Below are 20,412 nucleotides of genomic sequence, written 5' to 3'. Positions count from 1 at the left end.
CATCCAGTTGGATCGAATACAAGCCAGCTAGCTGCATAAACCCATTTTAAAAAATCCAAATTCAAACCTTGGGGGGCCTTTTTTTGCTTTTTAAGACAGCACAATCCTCAATTTTCGTATAAATTCCGGCTATTGATACAAAAGAGCTTGAAATGAACGGTTTTTTTGAACACAACCGGAATATCTCCTCTTAAATCCTTCTAAAATAAGCAAAATCTGCACTTAACCGGAATTCATCCGCTTATTTTCCCGATTACCAACAGAACGCGTGGTTTTCCAGCTTATTCAGCGAAAACCCAGCTGAATGAGCAGCGAGGAGTGAAAGGGTGCCAAATAGACGAGGTGTTCATCTTACTGTCTCTGCACAGTGTTATTTCCTTACAGAAAAAAACACCAGAGCAACAACCCTGGTGTTCTGTTCATCTTATTTCCCATTTTGCTACATTCACTGTCGTTCCGATACCTGGACAGGATTCTATGAAAAATTCATCCATCATTTTTTTAACGCCGGGCAGGCCCGCTCCGAGTCTTCCGGATGTGGTGAAGCCTTGTTCCATAGCCTGGTGGATGTTTTGGATTCCTGGTCCTGAATCGATAGCTGTGATTTTAATTCCTTTTTTTATGTGTTTCTCGATCAACTGAAATTGAATGTGTCCGTCTCCGGCATAGCGATATATATTTCGGGCAAGCTCTGACACAGCGGTCAATATTCTTGCTTGATTGGTAGGTTTAAACTGCATGAGCTGGGTCAATTCTCTTGCCGTACTGCGGGCTATAATGATATCGTCTTCTTTCTGGATCGGAATCACAAGAATTTGATCTACCTCTTGAATATTCATTTATTCCACTCCTAGAATACGTCCCCGTATTAATCTATTAAAAAAAGCCAAAAGAAAGCTAGGTTGCTTTCTTTTGGCTCATGTCTAGTTCTGTCGCCTAGTTCATTGCTGCCATTATGGATTATGAGGTTTTAATATAAACAGAAAAACGCTTTTGTCCCTGTCAAAATCCCAGGAAGTAAAGGTGTTTTCAAAATCAGCATCAAGAAGGCTCTGAAGCTGGTTTTTATGCTCATCAAGAATTCCCTTCTCTAGATTCCGTTTGGCGAGAGTCAGAATTTCCGGGTAACCAATTTTAATAATCTCTTTTTCAATTGCAGTAAGAATTCCGCTGCGCACCACAATCAATGTTCTTGGATTCAGCAGACAGGAATATACATTGACCGGGGCTTTTTCAGCTTTAATGCTGACCTCGATAATTTCATTGTGGACGCCCAGTTGGTTGAGATAGGTGCTGCTATTTTTCTGAGAGCCCGCAGCAATTCCTGAGAACATTCCCGTGTGGGTTGATAAATTCCAGTCGTAATAAAATTCACTAATCTCCATGTCTATATTCAGCTTAATGTAGGCTTTGATTTCCTCAATCAGCGTTTCCATCAGCATGTCACGAATTTTCTGAACGTACTTTTCCTGTTCACTGTCCAGCAGTTTATTTTCCATTGGTGTTAGGAAATCCTTAATATATACTGTCACATAAGGATAGGATATGGCTGCGAAAACAGAACCTGGCCCTTTTCCAAAATGATCCCTGAGGATTTTTCCAATGTAACTGCCAAGCTCTTTTTCTTTCGTATTAAGTGCCAATCTCGTCATCCTTTACGGTAGAATGATAAACTCACATTTTACTATGTGACTTACAATGCTTTTCTTTAGAACACGAATTATATTATAAAATTCTACATCTTTACAAAAACTCCTTTAATTTTACGTTTATTTTTAAAAAAATGTGGGTATAGCGATAATTAGTATATTTTGTATTCAAATTTGATACCTGCAATGTTAAAATGGAAAAAGGAGAGAGGATAGAATGCTTCTTTCTAATGGAAAGGCTGTTTCGAAGAATGGATGTTAAGGCGCAGCAGTCCAAGCTGGCAAACAACTTCGGCAAGCTGTTGCGGGACAAGTTTGGTAAGGGTCCGGAAGCGATTCATGTGACGATATCCCAGCCATATGTACTGGTGTACATTAATGGCTTTATGTCGGCGATGGAGCAGGTGCTTCTCGATCAGGGTCAGGATATGACAGTCAAAAAAGCCCGGGAATACTTAATGAAATCTCTAGATCCAGAATTTCGCGGGCAAATAAAAGCCATCACGGATATGGATATCCAGCACCTCTATTATGACTGGAATCTGGCTAATCAGACTGGTGTGTTAGTCGGGGTTTGTCCGGAGCTTCCCAATGGAGGAACTCATACAATAGCCTCCTATGATGGTAAGGATGAAGTGCACCAGGAAATTATCAGAATCAGCGAACAGGCTGAAAAAGTACCGGATGGGGTTTTTTCCTATCTTCTTAGTCCCCGTGCTTTAATTGTCATTCGCGAAGGTATTTTGGTGCCGATTGAAAAACAGCTGATCTCCCTCGGTTTTGACGAGAGTCTCCGGATTGCCAAAAGGCAGCTTGAAGGAGATATGCTGATTAACAGCACTCATTTTACGAAAATACTAAATGCCGTTGTTCAGGATGTTTTTGTGGATTGGGACTTTACTCTGGATAACAGCGTCATCTCTTTTATATTAAAACCAAATGAAGCATAAGGCAGTAATGAACCGGACAAATGTGCCGGACATAAGCCGAAAAGAGCAGATCATCCTCTGTTCTTTTCGGCTTTTTCTATTTTATGCAGCCGGAGAGCATGACGCTCAACCAAGAAATCAGCGAAAGGGTTTGGATGAATGAGCCAGGACCTAGAATTGACTTTAATGAAAAAAGAGCTTGAAAGACTGCAAGAGGATTATTTTAAATGCGATAATCAGGAATTAAAGGATCAAGTGAGGATGGACATTGAAATTCTAAATGCTTTTCTCACTCAATATGCGGAAAAAGCGTAAATTTCCTTACCCTTTTGATAACGCCCTCTTTGTGGAAAACAACATATTGCTTTACGGCGGGGGGAGGAATGGGGTTAATTCTATAGCTGATGTCAGGCAGGAAGGTGAATCCAGTACTCATATCCGCAAGAAGCAGGCAGGTCAGTGTCTGCAGCAGTATAGAAGCTTCTGAAAATCTCTTTGGATTTTTCATAATACGAATTTCTCGAGACTTCCTGATTAGGAAGTCGTTTTTTTATATAGAAGCAAAAAGTTCAAGCCCGCATCGGATATTGGTGGGGACATTATAAACGGAGGAGTGAAAAAGAAACTGCACCTTCAACTGTTGGACTGTGTTCAACTATTGGGGTGCAGTTTAAAATAATGAATATGGACTTTTTTACTAATTATTATTTCCTTATTGAATGAATGCGCATTTTATAACCAGTTTTCTATACATACTACCTTTTTTGCATCTGCATCTAATTTAACTTTTTTGCCGATCGCTAATGGATGCATTGGATGGGTGTGAGAGGTATCAAATTCAGCTAAGATTGGGACAGCTATTCCATCTAACTGTTCAATCAATAAATCTAAGGGGCGTTTCCCTGTTCCTAAATCATCGTAGCGTTCATGCTTACCTAAAATGATGCCAGCCACTTTTTCAAAAATACCATGTGATTTAAGCATAGCGAAATTTTTCTCAACTATGGAAGCATTTTTCGTACAGTCCTCGATTAATAATATATCGCCATACTCTATTGTAGGAAAATAGGGAGAACCAATAAATCCGTACATTGAATTTAAATTACCGCCGATTAATCTACCTTCTGCAGCTCCTCCTTGACCAGTTATCCACTCATTATTATAAAGTTTTTTCTCAGTTGTTTTTTCTAGCCAATTTACTGCCTCATCGGACCAAAACGGCGGCATCGGCACCTCGTAAGGCAGCATCGTCTTTTCTACAAAATATTGCTTAAAATAGCGATATGTAAAATTTACGAGTGGTTCAAACTCGCCAAAAGAAGGGATAAGAGCAGTACCATAGTATGTGGTAATACCTGTTTTCGCATAAAGTGCGAGTAAAACAGCGGTGGCATCGGAATATCCTACAACTAATTTCGGATTATTCTTAAATGCTTCATAATCAATATAAGGCAGCAAGCTATTTGAGTTTGTTCCACCTATAGCAGACATAATCATTTTAACATCTTGATCTCGAAGTAATCTATTTAATTCTTTTGCACGTGCTTTAGGTGTGCCTGAACGATACACCTCTGCTTGTCCCGTTAATTCTCCTTCTACAATAATAAATCCCTTTTCTTCCAAGAAAGCTCTTGCTCGTACATAACGTTGATTGGCCGTAACTGTTGCAGGAGTAGATGGGCTGAATATCCCGATTTTATCTCCCTTTTTTAAACGTAAGACCATTTATATAACCCCGCCTTTCAATCTGAAAAAAATAGCAATAAAAGTATTCTGACTCACTTAAACTATTCCATAATTATACTATTATTTATCTGAGAATGTCTTTACGCGCAATTTTGACCTCTATTCTGAAAACATATACTTCTTTTTAACCGGAATGTTACAATGAAACATAATCTTTACGGTATGAGTAGAAAGGGGAGAGTTCTGGTGGAATTTATGTTAGATGGAGAAGGTTTTAAAACAGAGCTGGAATATGGAGAGCTTCATATCTCCGGCAATGAGAACCATGGGTTCCGGCCCTATCAGCTGATGGTTTCCTCGATTGCAGTTTGTAGCGGCGGTGTTTTAAAAAAGATACTGGAAAAAAAGCGAATGACAGTCAGTGATCTGAGGATTTCAACGGAAGTAGTCCGAAACAAAGAGAAAGCAAATGCAATTGAAGTGATACATTTGCATTATAAAATTACAGGGAAAAATCTTGATGAAAGCAAGGTTGCTCAGTCTATCAAGATTGCCTCCAGAAACTGTCCGATAGCAAGATCTGTTGAAGGAAGCATAATGATTCACGAAACCTTTGAAATTTCTACATAAAAAACCTCGCCATTATGCGAGGTTTTTGATTTCTTGAGGTTCACTTCCGGCTTTATCAAAGTAGCGGATGTATACCGGCTGAATTTTAATTAATACATAATCAGGATCATTGGGACTGCTGATCCATTCTTTTAGAGAATCAGTCCAGAACCTTGCTTTCAATTCTTCGCTTTCTTCAATGGAGGCCCTGCCCTCAATCTCTGCATATGCATCCTGAAAACCTTTTCCTTCATATCCCAGTAAAATATGAACGCTGGAATTTTCCTGTAGATCTTCGACTTTGTCATAGCTTCTGTTCGTTGCTGTATAAAGTGTCAGTTCATCATGAAAAAACAGCATGAAACGGGTGTAAGGCTTTTGGTCTCTGACTGTTGCCAGTGTGCCAATAGAATGCTTGTCGAGCATATTCAGTACTTTTTGCTTCGTATCTGACATGTTATCACTCCTTTCATTTCAAAATTTAAGATGCTTCAATTACTATTTTTCATACATTTGGGTATATATCTTATGGAATTGGAATTTTCTGCTTTAAATAAATTTGATGAAGGTAAAGGTGATTTTATGGTAAATCGATTGTTTATGCTGATGGTGGCAGCAGGACTTCCCTTGTCCGTTGTTGGAAGTCTCATGCACTGGTCTCCTGTTCTAATGTTTGTGATTTACTGTTTAACGATTGTTGCGCTTGCCGGATACATGGGAAGAGCAACGGAGAGTCTGGCAATTGTGGCAGGGCCGCGTATAGGAGGCCTTTTAAATGCGACCTTTGGTAATGCAGTTGAACTGATTATTTCTATCTTTGCCCTAAAGGCCGGACTGGTAGGGGTCGTGCTGGCTTCCTTAACAGGTTCTGTGCTTGGAAATTTGCTGCTGGTAGCTGGCTTGTCTTTCTTTGTAGGAGGCTTAAAGCATAAGCGGCAGGAATTTAATATTTATGATGCGAGGCATAATTCAGGTTTGCTTGTATTCGCTGTTCTGGTTGCATTTGTCATACCTGAAGTTTTTGCAATGGAAATGAATGAGCAAAGAACGTTTTCATTAAGCATTGGAATATCCATTATTCTGATCGGCCTTTATATGGCCGCATTATTTTTCAGGCTTGTGACGCACCGGGGTGTTTATCAGCATAAAACGGACGCAGTTGATGAACATGAAGAACCGGAGTGGTCAAAAAAAACAGCAACCATTGTTCTGCTGCTGGCAACAGTTGCGGTTGCATATGTATCGGAGAACCTGGTTCACACATTTGAAGTGATAGGAGAAGAGTTCGGATGGAGCGAGCTGTTTATCGGGGTGATCATTGTGGCAATTGTCGGGAATGCTGCGGAGCATGCTTCAGCCATTGTGATGGCGTATAAAAACAAAATGAACATAGCTGTGGAGATTGCTGTTGGCTCTACACTGCAGATAGCCATGTTTATAGCACCGGTACTTGTGCTGATTTCACTGTTGTTTCCCGTCTCCATGCCGCTTGTATTTACTCTGCCGGAGCTGGTTGCAATGGGGACAGCCGTCCTGCTGATGGTGGCAATCTCAAATGATGGAGAAACAAACTGGTTCGAAGGGGCAACATTGCTTGCAGCCTATGTAATCATGGGAATTGGTTTTTACCTCTTATAGAAGGAGACAGAATAAAAAACGACTCTATGCCGGGCATAGAGTCCATTTTTTTTGTAGGACGAATTTGGAAAGGGGCGCCACACCAAGGCACAGCTCTACTAAGCAATATTTGTGAATATTTAGTTAAAAAAATTAGCGGATAATCTTCAGACATGCTGAAAACACTAGCTGTAAAGCAAGTGAAAGGAGTAATAGGATGAAGAAAAGTGTGCTATTTTCAATTATTGCGGTCTTATCATTAGGTTTTACCAGCTCCTTTTATGCTGTGGAAGCCAAGCAAAAGCTGCCTGTATCTGTTTTAGATATCTCTAAAGATAATACCTATCCAAATCCTTCACATAACATCCCGTATCTGCAGCCAAGCGAGCTGGCAAAAAACTTAATGGAAAGTTCAAGCGTTGAGATACAGAATCCGGATTTAATCAAAATTCTGAATGAGACAACCATTTCAGACAGCCCGCTGGCATTTGGATACAGAGCGAAAATATATCTAGGACAATGGGCATTAAATTACGAATCAAGTGAAACAGTTCCCAACTGGGAGTATCAAAAAGTAAACACCAATTATTTCGATAACCGCGGCGGCGCAGCCCCGGTTCAGATTACGTATAAGCAGGAAGAGCAAAAGTCTGTTTCAGGCGGCCTTACAGGAGAGGTTCCGATGAAGGATGATGTCAAGAACATGATGCTGCTCAAGGCTGCTGAGAAATCAGGCCTGCCGCTGGCTTTTGAAACAGTCATTGGAGCAGGCACAAAAAAAGATCAGATTTATAATGTACCCCTAAAGAAGATGGGATATCTTTTCGCATACGCTCCTGCAGTAAATGAAAAAGGCAAAGTCACCTACGGGGAAGTTTACATTGTCTTAAAAGGAAACAAAAAGAGCATTGTGGTTCAGAATGTCACTTCACAGGGAATCGGGGCCTGGATTCCGGTCCAGGATCATATTTCCTTTGGATATTCACTAACAGATCAGCCAAGGTAAATGAAGAAAGCGGGGAGTGCTGCCCCCGCTTTTTCTGCTTACCGCTCTATTCAAATTCTTGAGGTTCTTTTTTGAAAATCTATATCTGGATAGTAGGAGTTTTTGACAAGCACATTAGGCCCAAGACACTTGACGGCCGGACAGTGGCAATTCAGTTCACTGGCCAGCTTTGTTGTACTCCACTTATCATAAACGCTTGTAAGTGAGTCTTTCTTAATGTTTCCAAGAGCAGACGTATCTCCAAAGTCTGTCACAATAACATCACCAGAGAAGATATTCACATTCAAGCGGGAACGCCCGTCAGGATCGTTTCGGACTGTGATATTCCTCTGTTCCCTTAATCTTTGAATTAAGCTAATATCATCGTCGTCCTGACTGCAGGAGTAAAAGGGAAGTGTGCCGAAAAGCATCCACGTCTCCTGATCCCTGATATCCAGCAGGTGGTGTATGGCTGCTCTGATTTCAGGGAGGGTAAGGGTCTTAAGGCTGCTTGCAAAATCACTTGGGTACATTGGGTGAATTTCATGCCTTTGGCAATGCATCTCGTTTACAATCTGTTCATGAATGCTTTCCAGATAAGGAAGTGTTTTTTTATTCAGCATCGTTTCAGCGGACACTGTAACGCCTGCTTTCACAAGTTCCCGGCTGTTCATAATCATTTTATGAAACAATGCTTCACGCTGTTGATAGGAAGGTTTCCGTTCCATCATGGCAAACCCTGTTTCCACAAATTCCTCAATGGTTCCCCAGTTGTGTGAGATGTGAAGAACGTCCAGATAGGGAACAATCTCATCATAGCGGTGCAGATCCAGTGTAAGATTGGAATTCATTTGTGTTCGTACTCCTCTGCTGTGGGCATACTGTAAAAGAGGAACCACATAGCCTTTAACAGATTTTTTGGAAAGCATAGGCTCTCCGCCTGTAATGCTGATGGAACGAAGGAGGGGTATTTCTTCAAGCCTCTTCAAGAGCAGCTCGATCGGCAGCCCTTCTGGATCTTTGGGCTGAAGTGTGTAACCGACAGCGCAATGTGCACAGCGCATATTGCAAAGCGTTGTAGTAGTAAATTCAATATTTGTAAGAGCAGGCTTACCATATTCCTCAATATCCAAGTAAGCTTCCCACGGATCATGAGCAGGTGAAATGGGTGTATGCTCTCTTCTTGCTTCCAGTAATTTATTCATAATAGTGCTCCTTTTAAAAGGCTGCGTATTCTTAACTATTGAAATTTGTGGCGGGAAAGTACATAACAGTGAACTCCCGCGTCTTAGATTTCTCGTATCTTTGTAAAAATGGTTAACCTAAAATCATAAGTAACAGCAAAGCTTTATACATTTTAACAGTTTAAAGGTTGTTGTCAAATAACGCAGGATAAGCTAAGATGATACCGTTGAAAGGAGAGATGAAACAAATGGGAAATGCAGTGAACGATAAGGACTCACAAGTAGATTATCTGAAAAACAGACTGAATATGTTTATGGAAGTAGTTGACTCACTTGATCCGGAATCCACGGAGCTGGAAGACGTGGACAGGCTGATCTCCATGCTGGATGACCTGGAAGGGAAGTTCAAGAGATTTCAGAAGGACTGGGACAGCGAAAAAGAATCCTAAGGTGGGTTCTTTTTTTTGTCTGAGTCAACATATGTGATTATTACGTTCTTCGGGTTTCATTAACCTCAGCCACAGCTGGATTAGGGTGCTCAGATCCATACACCGCTGAACGGGCGCTTCCGCTTTTCATTGTCTAGCTACGACGGACAGGACGTCCTAGTGCCGGCATTGGCACAGGACGTGCCGATCTTAGCCGGCCAGCGCCCAGCGGCTAGTGGACTTCGCCCCCTTCCCTGCGATAAGTCAACATGTAATCGCTTCGCTCTTCGTGTTTCCTTTATCTCAGACGCAAAAAGCGGAGGCGACTGCCCAGTCCCGACAAGCATAAGATGGACTGCGGCGCGGCGGTTTTGCCGCATAGCAGTACAGCTTATGACTCGAGGGACTAGGAGCCGCAGCTGGATTAGGGTGCTCCAGTCCATACGCCGCTGAACGGGCGCTTCCGCTTTTCATTTTCTAGCTTCGACGGACAGGACGTCCTAGTGCCGGCATTGGCACAGGACGTGCCGATCTTAGCCGGCCAGCACCCAGCGGCTAGTGGACTTCGCCCCCTTCCCTGCGATAAGTCAACATGTAATCGCTTTCGCTCTTCGTGTTTCCTTTATCTCAGACGCAAAAAGCGGAGGCGACTGCCCAGGCCCGACAAGCATAAGATGGACTGCGGCGCGGCGGTTTTTGCCGCATAGCAGTACAGCTTATGACACGAGGGGCTAGGAGCCGCAGCTGGATTAGGGTGCTCCAGTCCATACGCCGCTGAACGGGCGCTTCCGCTTTTCTATGAAAGCGAGTACAAAACACCTTCCCCTTCATTATGTCTGCAAGTATAATAAAAATTAAGAAAGTTTCTACATATATAAAGAACTGAGAACTGGGGGAGCAGGGATGAAATTATTTTATGAAAGTGTGTACGAGCTGATTGTTGCTACGTCAACGAGACTGCCTAATGATGTTCGGAGAGCGATTAGCAAAGCGAAGGCAATGGAGAGTGCAGGTACGAGATCGGCAATGTCCCTATCAACAATTACAGAAAATATTATGATGGCTGATGAAAATATATCACCAATCTGTCAGGATACAGGACTGCCTACTTTTAAAATCAAGGTGCCGGTTGGCGCCAATCAAATAGAAATGAAGTGTGATATTAAAAGAGCAATTGCTCAGGCAACCAAGGATAGTAAACTGCGGCCCAACTCTGTTGACTCGCTGACCGGGGGAAATACAGGGGACAACCTTGGAGACGGGCTGCCCGTTATAAAATTTGAGCAGTGGGAAAATGATTACATAGATGTCCGCTTAATTCTGAAAGGCGGAGGGTGTGAAAATAAAAATATTCAATACAGCCTTCCATGCGAACTGGAAGGGCTGGGGAAAGCGGGAAGAGATCTTGACGGAATCAGAAAGTGCATTCTCCACTCAGTCTACCAGGCCCAGGGACAAGGCTGCAGTGCCGGTTTTATCGGGGTTGGCATTGGGGGAGACCGGTCCAGCGGATATGAGCTTGCAAAGGAGCAGCTGTTCAGGAGTGTGGAAGATGTAAACCCTATAGAGCAGCTGCATGAGCTGGAAAAATATATAATGAAGCATAGCAATACTTTGGGGATCGGAACGATGGGCTTTGGGGGAGAGACTACTCTGTTAGGCTGCAAGATAGGTGCCATGCATAGAATTCCAGCAAGCTTTTTTGTTTCTGTTGCGTATAACTGCTGGGCGTACCGTCGACTGGGAGCAGCTATACATGCTGAAGATGGATCTATTAGAGAATGGTTTTACCAGGAGGGTGATACAGTTACCTTTGATCGGAACCCCGAAGAACATACTGAAGCAGATAAGAAGGAAATTGTCCTAAGAGCTCCTTTATCAGAGGAAGAAATCAGAGGGTTGAAGGTTGGGGACGTTGTAAAGATCCATGGCATGATGTATACGGGAAGGGATGCAATTCATAAGCATTTATCAAGCAATGAAGCTCCTGTGGACCTGAACGGTCAAATTCTCTATCACTGTGGACCGGTCATGATGAAGGACGAAGCTGGAAGCTGGCATGTCAAAGCTGCCGGTCCGACGACGAGCATCAGAGAAGAGCCTTATCAAGGGGATATAATGAAGAAATTTGGCGTAAGGGCTGTGATTGGCAAGGGAGGAATGGGACAAAAAACTCTTAAAGCGCTGCAGGAGCATGGCGGTGTTTATTTAAACGCAATCGGAGGAGCTGCTCAATACTATGCAGATTGCATAAAAGGCGTAAAAGGTGTTGATTTTATGGAGTTCGGCGTTCCGGAAGCCATGTGGCACCTTGAAGTAGACGGATTTACTGCAGTCGTAACAATGGATTCTCACGGTAGCAGTCTGCATCAAGATATTGAACAAACTTCCCTTGAAAAGCTCGCAGCATGTAAAGAGCCTGTGTTTCTGTAAATGCTCATCATATAAATCTTAAAAAAATCTTTAGAAATTCTTCACAAAATGTTTTATGGAGTGTGAGGCGGGTATATCATAACTGTACGACAATACAATATAATGAAGAAACTGATAACAGTGGAAAATGTTTCAGTGCCTTCTGTAAACGTATTGTATGGCGTACAAGCATTCTGAAAGATGACCAGGGGCACCTGGCAGAAAACCGGTCGTCATGATCGAGTTTTCCATCAGCAGGATGATTGAAAAGTTTTAAGTACGGCAAAACACTGAAAGGACTGAGCAAGTTGGAGTAACAACAAGCTTCAGGACAAGAGGTTGTTAAGCGTACACAGTGACAACTTTATTTCGTCAGATGGTTCTTTTCGCAGCCTTTACCCGGGTAAGGAAAAAACAAAGTATTTTGAGTACGGCAAAACGTAGAAAGGACTGAGAAAGTTGCAGCAGTTAGGGCAGCTTCAAAGAATTTCTTAGTAGAACGTACAAAAAGTAAGTTTTGGCGAAATGACGAAGGTAACGCTCGTCGGGAACCGGCATATTTAAGATTTGGATTCCCACCCGACAAATGAACGAATGTACGGTCAAAACGTAGAAAGGACTGAGAAAGTTGCAGCACTTAGAGGCAGCTTCAAAGGATTTCTTGTGGAACGTACAAAAAGTGAATTTTGGAGAAATGACGAAGGCAACGCTCGTCGGGAACCGATATATTTAAAAATCGGATTCCCACCCGATAATGAACGAATGTACGGTCAAAGCCTAGAAAGGACTGAGAAAGTTGCGGAACATACAGGCAGCTTCAAAGGATTTCTTGTGGAACGTACAGAAAGTGAATTTTGGAGAAATGACGAAGGCAACGCTCGTCGGGAACCGATATATATAAGATAGTAATTGGATTCCCAAACCGACAGATTAACCAATGTACGGTCAAAACGTAGAAAGGACTGAGAAAGTTGCAGCATTCAGATGCAGCTTCAAAGGATTTCTTATGGAACGTACAGAAAGTGAATTTTGGAGAAATGACGAAGGCAACACTCGTCGGGAACCGATATATTTAAGAACTGAAATCCCGCCCGACAAAATAACCAATGTACGGTCAGAACGTGGAAAGGACTGAGATAGTTGCGGAATTTAGATGCAGCTTCAAAGGATTTCTTGTGGAACGTACAAAAAGTGAATTTTGGAGAAATGACGAAGGCAACACTCGTCGGGAACCGATATATTTAAGAAAAGATGTGCTGATGAAGAATCAGTGTAATCGCAAAACGTACGCACCCATACCCGAAGGGACTGATTGAGATGAAAGAATCAGCAGCTGCCCAGGGCCAAGCATGGTGGAACGTACACGAACATGTTGCAGAAATGTCGAGAGGCAATTTTGTAAGAAACAGATCTTTAAAACGCAAAAGATTGAAGCAAGCTCTCTATTGGCGTAGGTAGATTATCCGACTCTGGAGTTGAGTAACTAAATATACCAAAAAAGAGGTTGATTCCCATGCAGTACTTGTATAAAAAGGCACAGTTAACAGCTGTGCCTTTTGCTATGGAAAAGTTTTACAAGTATTGAAACGACATGTGAACCAAAACTATAGATACATTAAGGATAGGAGAGGTTCACATGACTGGATGTTTTAAAGGTGTTATTTGTTTTCTTCTCATAAGCTTTTTAGCAGTTCAACCTGCATTGGCGGCTTCCAATCAGCCTATTCACTGGGGATTTAAAAGAAGCCAAAACGAAGAACCTGCATCTGCAGGTGCTCAGCTTGATGAGCTTTTGGCAAAATATCAGGCCTTTTATTTGGGAGACATTCAAAAAAAGGAGATATACCTTACATTTGATAATGGGTACGAGAACGGATATACTGCCAAAGTACTTGATGTATTAAAAAAACATCAAGTGCCTGGAACCTTTTTTGTAACAGGACACTATTTGGAGGATCAGCCTGATTTAGTGAAAAGAATGTCTTCCGAGGGCCATATTGTCGGCAATCATTCCTGGCATCATCCTGACCTGACACAAACTAGTGATGAAAAGCTGAAAGAAGAGCTGGACAGTGTGAAAAAGCGGGTAGAGGAGCTGACAGGACAGAAGGGTACGCAGTATCTGAGACCGCCAAGAGGCATATTTAGCGAAAGAGTGCTGGACACTGCGAGCCAACTTGGATATCAAACCGTATTTTGGTCTCTCGCATTCGTTGACTGGAAAACTGATGCGCAAAGAGGCTGGAAATACTCCTATGACAATATTATGAAGCAGATTCATCCCGGGGCTATCCTTCTCCTGCATACTGTCTCAAAAGACAATGCAGAGGCCCTTGATCAGGCCATCACAGACCTGGAAAAAAAGGGTTATGTGTTTAAAAGCCTTGATGATTTGATGATGGAGAGAGAATCCATTATAAAGCCTGAGAATTCGATTGCCCCTTAAAATAGGGGCTTTTGTTTTATAAGGAAATCAGAAAAAGTTGGCTAATGGGAATAACCAACACGGTAATGATATAATACAGAAAAAAGAAAAGGGTGCGGCCGCATGTGGGAAGAGAAAATTGCTGTTGTTCCGCCATATAACTTTCAAAGGGTGCTGCAAAGGCAATCCCTTGATCCTTTGAATAAAATAGATGCTGTTAAAAAAGAAGTGTATGTACCGATCCGGGACAGAAACGGGGAGCCGCATGTTGTTGCAGTGAGAGAAACAGGCTCTGTGGAACATCCTGAATTTTCGATAAAGAGTAAGAATTCTTCGCAAAAGGAGTACCTTCTTCAAGAGATAAGGAGAATTTTTCAGTGGGATATTCCCCTATCAGATATTCAGCGGCACTTTCAGGATTCAAATCTCTCGCTAATTTTTGAAGAACATGCAGGTACTCCGCTCGTTTTGGATTTTGATCTGTACCACTGTATCATGAAATGCATCATCCATCAGCAGCTCAATCTTACTTTTGCATTTACGCTGACAGAGAGATTTGTAAAAACATTTGGTGAAGAGCATGAAGGTGTTTGGTTTTATCCATTGCCTGAAACTATTGCTGCACTTCAGTATGAAGATTTGAAAAAGCTTCAGTTCAGCGGAAGAAAAGCTGAATATGCGATAGATACATCAAAGAGAATTAGCAGCGGGGAATTGAATTTGCAGGAGCTGACGAAGGCCGGCGATCAAGAGATTTATGACAAACTAATTAAAATCAGGGGAATCGGGCCATGGACCATCCAGAATGTCCTGCTGTTCGGACTGGGAAGGCCTAACCTTTTTCCAGTGACGGACATTGGCATACAAAATGCCCTAAAAAAGCATTTTGGCTTGGAGAAAAAACCGTCCTTAGAGCAGATGGAAGAGTACAGCAAGCTGTGGGAGCCCTACCTCAGCTATGCCTCCCTGTATTTATGGAGAAGCATTGAATAGAAACGGAGAGCATGAAAATGAAATCTGAAAGAAATTTTAAACAAAAACAGCAGCGCCAGCAGGAGAGCACTGTCAAAATAGAAAAAGGACAAACATTCCCGCTTACCATTAAGAGACTCGGAATCAACGGTGAAGGAGTCGGCTACTTCAAAAAGCAGGTTGTATTCGTACCGGGAGCCCTTCCAGAGGAAGAAGTGGTGGTAGAAGCTACTACCATTTCGCCAAAATTTGCTACGGCGAAAATCAAGAAAATCAGGAAGCAATCGCCTCATAGAGTGAAACCGCCATGTCCTGTATACGAGGAGTGCGGAGGCTGCCAGCTTCAGCATTTAGGCTATCAGCAGCAGCTGAAAGAAAAGCGCGACATTGTCATACAGTCCCTTCAGCGCCATACAAAGCTGAATGTAGAAGAAATGGATATCAGGCCGACCATCGGAATGGAAAATCCGTGGGACTACCGGAACAAGAGCAGTTTTCAGGTAGGGATGAAGGGTAATAAAGTGATTGCAGGGTTGTACGGAATGGATTCTCACAGACTTGTTCCTATCCAAAACTGCATGGTGCAGCATCCCGCTACAAACAAGGCCACAGAAACGGTCCGTCAAATTCTGCAGGACTTTGGCGTTTCCATTTATGATGAAAGAAAAAGAAAGGGAATCGTCAGAACAGTTGTGGTCCGGACTGGATTTCAAACCGGCGAGGTGCAGGTAGTTCTCATTACCGCTAGGAAAGACCTTCCGCGCCGTGATGTGATTGTGTCTGAAATCCGCAAGCGTCTGCCGGAAGTAAAGTCGATTATCCAAAATATTAATGGGGAAAAAACCTCTGTCATCTTCGGCCAGGAAACCCTGCACCTTGAAGGGGAGGAGGTCATTCAGGAAACCCTTGGAGATCTTACTTTTGAACTGTCGGCAAGGGCATTCTTTCAGCTTAACCCTGTCCAGACCGTTGTTTTATATGATGAGGTGAAAAAAGCAGCAAAGCTGACAGGTAAAGAAAAGCTCGTCGATGCGTACTGCGGAGTAGGAACGATCGGACTCTGGCTGGCAAAGGATGCAAAAGAAATCCGCGGCATGGATATCATTGAAGCAGCCATAGAGGATGCCAGGAAAAATGCCAAGAAGCACGGAATTCACAACGCTCAATATACAGCAGGCACAGCGGAACAACTACTGCCAAAATGGGTCAAACAAGGCTGGAAGCCGGACGCAATTGTCGTCGATCCTCCTCGGACCGGCTGTGACCAAAAGCTGCTGCAAACCATAAAAGAAGTAAAGCCAACTACATTCATCTACGTGTCCTGCAACCCATCCACCCTTGCAAAGGACATTCAATTTTTGTCGAAGGAGTACAAAGTGGAGTACATTCAGCCTGTGGATATGTTTCCGCATACGGCGCACGTGGAGTGTATCTCGCAACTCATTTTAAAAGAAGGCAACTAACCCTTGTGGTAGTTGCCTTACTTCTAGTTTTCTAAAAAGGTTTAACGAAGTTGTAATGGATACTGAGATTACCTTCGAGACTACAAGTTACTTTAGAAACCAGCGAGTGCAAGACTTGAGGAGTTAAATCGCCTAGTGCAGATATGCCCTCAAGTTTTTTACCCAAATCCATAGCATAACTTTCGCTTTCGCATTCTTTAAGTTTCTCTTGCAACTCCGTTTTGCTCTTCTCGACTTCAATTAGTTCCTTATCAAGTTGCTCTCTATATGCTAGTAACTCCTCTCGAGTGAGTAAGTTGTCAGCATACATATCAAGATAATCTTTCTTTCTTGAGTGCAACCTGCTTACATTGTTTTCGACTTTTGCTAATTCTTTAGTAATGGACACCTTTCGATGATCGAGTCTCGCTTTTAGGCTAATCATTATTTCTTCATCACTAATGGATTTAAATAGCTCCTGAATGTCTTCTAGGATAATTTGCTTGAGTTCCTGCTCCCTAATCACTATTCTGTTCAAACAGAAAGTATCTCCGTGTTTAATGTTGCCGCCACATCTGTACCCTTTTTGATTAGTTTTACACCACATTCCTTTTTGGCAACTTTCACAATATAAAACATTTGTGAAAAGATGTCTTTTCGGTGCCGTGGTTGTTCGTGTTCTAGTTTGAAGCATCTTCTTTACTGATTGAAAAGTTTCTTTTGAGATAATTGGCTCGTGTGTGGCCTCTATTATTGTTGCTTTTTCAGGAACTTTTCTTTTGTTTGTTGTTACGGAAATAGTTTCAGTCTTGTTTTGAACTAGATCACCACAATAATGTTGATTGTTAAGTATCTTTTTTATTGTGGAGGCGTGCCATAAAGGAGAAGCATTGGACTTTCTTGCAGCTTGAGAAGGTGTCGGTACACTTTCAGCTGTTAAGTCTCTGGCTATAGAATCCATACCTTTTCCTTGTAAATACTCAGTGAAGATGCGTTTTACAATCTCAGGAGTATTGTCCTCACGAATTTCTAATTTACCCTTGTTTATAGAATATCCATAAGGCGGGATAGAACCTATAAAGAATCCATTTCGAGCTTTTGTGAGTCTGGCTGCTTTATTTCTTCTGCTGGTACTTGCTGATTCGTTTTCATAAAGCCAAGCAAACAGTCCAAAGTTTCCTACGTCCCCTGAGATAGTATTGATTGAATTATCTAGGCAAACAATATCAATGTTATTTTGCTGGCAAGTATCTCTCAAATCATAAGATAACTTTCCATTACGAGCTAATCGGGATAATTCCTTAGCTAATATAACATCATATTTACCTGCCTTGCCGTCCTCAATCATACTTTTTAAACCAGGTCGATTGCTTTTCGTTCCAGACTGTTTGTCTGTATAAGTCTTTACAATCTGCCATCCCTTATCAAAAGCATACCTTTTGAATAGATCTATCTGATTGTCGATAGAAGTTTTTTGTGAATCCATCTCTGTGGATACTCGAGCGTAAATTACACATCTCAAAACACGTTCACCACCATAAGTAGTATTGTATTGAGATGCTGGTGGGTTTATAGGTATAGTATTACCATCAATTGTTGGATATAACTGAGTTGCAAATGTGTTCATTATGTATTCTCCTCTTTCACTTTCATTTATGTATAAAATTCGGTTTTTCGTCCATACTAATAATAATTTTTCGGTTATTCATCCGTAATGGTATCCCAATCTGGATAAAGTATCGAACAATCCTCAGGTGAAACCCCTAGTTATAGGGGCTCTGGTGTAAAGCTGTAATATCGATAAATCTGATGGAAAATACGTTTCGGTATTTCGTCCACAAAATAATTTGCTCATTTCGATACTTCATCCAATAGGTGAAATATTCAAGTCTGAGAAGATATTTGATTTGAAAAGTAATTGTGGTTGCTGTTCAGTAGAGACAATAAGACACTCTACAAAATACAGAATGATAAGTCGTACTTCATCTAATCCTAATTGATGGTTTAAGATTTCATCGAATCTTGGAAAGAACTGATCCGATTCAACAAGTTGATGAATCCTTCTTAAATTTTCTTGGCAGTTTGCGAAATCTTTTAAAGACTCATTGTGGTGTTGGATAAATTCTAGTATTTTTAACTCAAGTTCGCGATCTTCAAGATCTCTTGCAGTATTTAATTTTCCTTCGAGTATTTTTATGATCTTTTGCTTTGATTCGACAGATTGTTTAACCTGGATACTCATTTCGTTAATAGCTGCCAATGTCTTAGGTACTATCGGTACTGTAGAAATTAACTCCTTAACACGATTAAGTATTTTGGGGATAAATCTGTTGTGAACTTCTTCAATGGCAACTTTATATCCGCAACTTTTACACAAATAGTATTGATAGTCGTAATGCTTGGTATTCCTGTTCAAATAAACATCCTAGAATCCAAGTACATACAGGCGAATTAAACTCAATCATAAACCATTCGTTAGAAAAGGTTATTTCAAACCTGGATACAGAGAAACTTCTTCGAGACTCACAAGATTATTTTAAGGGCATCCAGAAATTTCTCAACCAAGAGTTGGCATCGATTAAAGATTCAAAATAATAGTGGAAATTAAGGACCTTAAAAGATTTCCAGGAGAGGAAGTAGGAGTACTCCAAATCCTTTTGAAACCTTGATTATGTTCAAACCCTTATTGATGATTTTTCAACAAAGGATAAATTTCCGCAGATTGCAGTATCCGTTGATATGTTAGATACCGGAGTAGATATTCCAGAGGTAGTAAACCTAGTGTTTTTCAAAAAGGTTCGCTCAAAATCAAAGTTTTGGCAGATGATTGGCCGAGGTACTGCCTTTCTCCCAACCTTTTTGGTCTCGTAGACCAATTAAAAGTGTAGTTCAAACAGCGGAAGAGCTTTCTAAGCTTAGTACCATCCCCCAAGTGAATGCCAAAAGAGACATTCTCGTAAAGGTACAGACAGATGTTTTTTGGGAAGAAGCCAATATTTTTGAGCTTGAAGAAGTTCGTGAGGCAATACGTGAGTTGGTTAAATTCCTAGAAAAAGAAAGCCAAAAAGATTATTTCACCAATTTTAAGGATAACTTCACTGTAATTGGTGAAGGTGAAGCACCTTTTTATGGATCAAATGACCTGCAAAATTACCGTAAGAAGGTCAATCAATACTTAAAAGAACATCAAGATCAAACAGCGATATATAAGCTGAGATATAACAAACCACTTACCAGACAAGATATAGAAACTCTTGAAGGCATCTTGTGGAATGAACTTGGAACCCAGGAAGACTATAAGAAAGAATTTGGTGATACCCCGATAACCAAACTCGTTAGACAGATAGTTGGTCTGGATCAGCAGGCTGCAAATGAGGCATTCTCGGAGTTTCTAAATGAAGAAAAGCTGAATGTTAACCAACTACGATTCGTAAAACTCATCATTGATTATGTTGTGAAGAACGGAACTCTGGAGAAAAAAGTATTACAAGAAGATCCATTCCGTGCTCTAGGCAGCGTAACTGAACTGTTTAGGGATAACATTGATGATGTAAGAGGGATTATCAGTGTTATTGATAGGATTAATCGTAATGTTGAAGAGTTTGAAGGTGCATAGGAAATAACATTAAAAGGACCTATATTTGTAACGGATTCTGTTTTCGAGTACAAAACTTAAATTCGCAAAGGAAAAGGTATTCGAATTCGTATACGATGTAACATAATAGCACATTTAATGCACAAAAGCTCGGAGATCCCGAGCTTTTTGTTTTTTTGCTTCAGCATATCAACCTAGCAATAAGCATTACGAATTCTCAAAATGACAATAACTTATGTCCGTCTGCTAAAAGGGATGCAAAATGCTAATAAGACTGCTAATTTGTGTCCTAATTAAATTTTTGTACTGAAAACAAACCCGTTACCCGAATTGGAGTTGTTTTATGTGGTTCTTTATATTGGCTAGTTTTATAAGAATAGGCTCTATCTCCTAACATTCGTCTTCTACCATAAATTTTTGATATATTTTTATTATGGAATTCCAATATAATGTGCTCACTAGTTTTTAAATAAATAATA

General features: G+C 41.2%; 17 protein-coding genes and 1 pseudogene. 11 read left to right on the top strand and 7 right to left on the bottom strand.

The window, feature by feature from the left end; all coding sequences use genetic code 11:
• Nucleotides 1-419: 419 nt before the first annotated feature.
• Entirely contained in the window at nt 420-839 is a 420-nt protein-coding gene (locus tag GJU40_RS16260) for an anti-sigma regulatory factor (protein WP_154309124.1), read from the bottom strand.
• Nucleotides 840-953: 114 nt separating this feature from the next.
• The gene (locus GJU40_RS16255; protein WP_246188401.1) at nt 954-1,643 is read right to left on the bottom strand and encodes a Na-translocating system protein MpsC family protein; all 690 of its coding nucleotides are present in this window, start codon (nt 1,641-1,643) and stop codon (nt 954-956) included.
• Nucleotides 1,644-1,900: 257 nt separating this feature from the next.
• Between GJU40_RS16255 and GJU40_RS16250 the strand changes: the two genes are divergently transcribed.
• Both GJU40_RS16250 and GJU40_RS16245 read left to right on the top strand, forming a co-directional pair.
• On the top strand, nt 1,901-2,599 hold the full coding sequence (locus tag GJU40_RS16250) for a Na-translocating system protein MpsC family protein (protein ID WP_154309127.1): 699 nt from the start codon (nt 1,901-1,903) through the stop codon (nt 2,597-2,599).
• Nucleotides 2,600-2,737: 138 nt separating this feature from the next.
• Complete coding sequence (locus tag GJU40_RS16245) at nt 2,738-2,893, top strand: hypothetical protein (protein WP_154309122.1); 156 nt, start codon at nt 2,738-2,740, stop codon at nt 2,891-2,893.
• A gap of 417 nt (nt 2,894-3,310) precedes the next feature.
• Here GJU40_RS16245 and GJU40_RS16240 read toward each other — a convergent pair whose 3' ends face one another.
• Nucleotides 3,311-4,303 (bottom strand): S66 family peptidase, encoded by a 993-nt coding sequence (locus tag GJU40_RS16240; RefSeq protein ID WP_154309121.1) that lies wholly within the window; start codon nt 4,301-4,303, stop codon nt 3,311-3,313.
• A gap of 207 nt (nt 4,304-4,510) precedes the next feature.
• On the opposite strand from GJU40_RS16240, the gene GJU40_RS16235 reads away from it, so the two are divergent.
• A complete protein-coding gene (locus GJU40_RS16235; RefSeq protein ID WP_343031585.1) occupies nt 4,511-4,894 on the top strand; it encodes an OsmC family protein in 384 nt (127 codons plus the stop codon).
• Between the two features lie 12 nt (nt 4,895-4,906).
• On the opposite strand, the gene GJU40_RS16230 is transcribed toward GJU40_RS16235, so the two are convergent.
• Nucleotides 4,907-5,329 carry a pyridoxamine 5'-phosphate oxidase family protein gene (locus tag GJU40_RS16230; protein ID WP_154309119.1) on the bottom strand — a complete coding sequence of 141 codons (423 nt, stop codon included), beginning with the start codon at nt 5,327-5,329 and terminating at the stop codon, nt 4,907-4,909.
• Between the two features lie 126 nt (nt 5,330-5,455).
• Between GJU40_RS16230 and cax the strand changes: the two genes are divergently transcribed.
• Both cax and GJU40_RS16220 read left to right on the top strand, forming a co-directional pair.
• Nucleotides 5,456-6,511: a calcium/proton exchanger gene (cax, locus tag GJU40_RS16225; protein WP_154309126.1), complete on the top strand. Its 1,056-nt coding sequence runs from the start codon at nt 5,456-5,458 to the stop codon at nt 6,509-6,511.
• Nucleotides 6,512-6,707: 196 nt separating this feature from the next.
• Complete coding sequence (locus tag GJU40_RS16220) at nt 6,708-7,496, top strand: YfkD famly protein (protein ID WP_154309118.1); 789 nt, start codon at nt 6,708-6,710, stop codon at nt 7,494-7,496.
• 50 nt (nt 7,497-7,546) lie between these two features.
• Here GJU40_RS16220 and yfkAB read toward each other — a convergent pair whose 3' ends face one another.
• Nucleotides 7,547-8,680, bottom strand: a complete 1,134-nt coding sequence (gene yfkAB / locus GJU40_RS16215) for a radical SAM/CxCxxxxC motif protein YfkAB (protein WP_154309117.1) — start codon at nt 8,678-8,680, stop codon at nt 7,547-7,549.
• A gap of 227 nt (nt 8,681-8,907) precedes the next feature.
• Between yfkAB and GJU40_RS16210 the strand changes: the two genes are divergently transcribed.
• From GJU40_RS16210 to rlmD, 5 genes are all read left to right on the top strand, one after another.
• The gene (locus GJU40_RS16210) at nt 8,908-9,108 is read left to right on the top strand and encodes an SE1561 family protein (RefSeq protein WP_154309125.1); all 201 of its coding nucleotides are present in this window, start codon (nt 8,908-8,910) and stop codon (nt 9,106-9,108) included.
• Between the two features lie 882 nt (nt 9,109-9,990).
• Nucleotides 9,991-11,520 carry a fumarate hydratase gene (locus GJU40_RS16205; protein ID WP_154309116.1) on the top strand — a complete coding sequence of 510 codons (1,530 nt, stop codon included), beginning with the start codon at nt 9,991-9,993 and terminating at the stop codon, nt 11,518-11,520.
• Between the two features lie 1,615 nt (nt 11,521-13,135).
• Nucleotides 13,136-13,945 (top strand): delta-lactam-biosynthetic de-N-acetylase, encoded by an 810-nt coding sequence (pdaA, locus tag GJU40_RS16200; RefSeq protein ID WP_154309115.1) that lies wholly within the window; start codon nt 13,136-13,138, stop codon nt 13,943-13,945.
• A 102-nt stretch (nt 13,946-14,047) separates the two neighbouring features.
• Complete coding sequence (locus tag GJU40_RS16195; RefSeq protein WP_154309114.1) at nt 14,048-14,917, top strand: DNA-3-methyladenine glycosylase family protein; 870 nt, start codon at nt 14,048-14,050, stop codon at nt 14,915-14,917.
• A 17-nt stretch (nt 14,918-14,934) separates the two neighbouring features.
• Nucleotides 14,935-16,359: a 23S rRNA (uracil(1939)-C(5))-methyltransferase RlmD gene (gene rlmD, locus GJU40_RS16190; RefSeq protein WP_154309113.1), complete on the top strand. Its 1,425-nt coding sequence runs from the start codon at nt 14,935-14,937 to the stop codon at nt 16,357-16,359.
• 31 nt (nt 16,360-16,390) lie between these two features.
• Here the strand turns inward: rlmD and GJU40_RS16185 are convergent, their stop codons facing one another.
• Both GJU40_RS16185 and GJU40_RS16180 read right to left on the bottom strand, forming a co-directional pair.
• On the bottom strand, nt 16,391-17,965 hold the full coding sequence (locus GJU40_RS16185) for a recombinase family protein (RefSeq protein WP_154309112.1): 1,575 nt from the start codon (nt 17,963-17,965) through the stop codon (nt 16,391-16,393).
• Between the two features lie 237 nt (nt 17,966-18,202).
• Entirely contained in the window at nt 18,203-18,754 is a 552-nt protein-coding gene (locus GJU40_RS16180) for a hypothetical protein (protein WP_154309111.1), read from the bottom strand.
• Nucleotides 18,755-18,999: 245 nt separating this feature from the next.
• Here GJU40_RS16180 and GJU40_RS16175 point away from each other — a divergent pair.
• Nucleotides 19,000-19,954, top strand: a pseudogene (locus tag GJU40_RS16175) (type I restriction-modification enzyme R subunit C-terminal domain-containing protein); the annotation flags it as partial.
• Between the last annotated feature and the right edge of the window lie 458 nt (nt 19,955-20,412).

The organism is Metabacillus lacus (assembly GCF_009674805.1).
GTDB classification, from domain to species: Bacteria; Bacillota; Bacilli; order Bacillales; family Bacillaceae; genus Metabacillus_C; species Metabacillus_C lacus.
The sequence above is the reverse complement of the archived record's forward strand: the minus strand, read 5'-3'. Positions and strand labels throughout refer to the sequence as shown.